The organism is Bacillus cereus group sp. BfR-BA-01524 (genome assembly GCF_022662595.1).
Taxonomy (GTDB): domain Bacteria; phylum Bacillota; class Bacilli; order Bacillales; family Bacillaceae_G; genus Bacillus_A; species Bacillus_A thuringiensis_S.
Genome location: NZ_JAKUDW010000468.1, coordinates 1 through 221, shown reverse-complemented (window position 1 = coordinate 221; position 221 = coordinate 1). Strand labels below are relative to the sequence as shown.

Genomic DNA, 221 nt, shown 5'->3' with positions numbered 1-221 from the left:
ACAGGCACCTTTTATCTCGCTAGAAGCTTTTCTTGGCAGCGGGGAATCAAAGACTTCGCTCCATAAGGAGCTTCCCCATCACAGCTCAGCCTTTACGATAAGCGGATTTTCCTACTTATCAGCCTAACTGCTTGGACGTGCACAACCAATCGCACGCTTCTTCTATCCTTCTGCGTCCCTCCATTGCTCAAACGATAAAGAGGTGGTACAGGAATATCAAC

The 221-nt window shown here is 48.0% G+C and carries 1 rRNA gene; it reads right to left on the bottom strand.

Features of this window, described 5'->3' with window-relative positions:
• Positions 1-221 (bottom strand): 23S ribosomal RNA (locus MR170_RS31925); the annotation flags it as partial.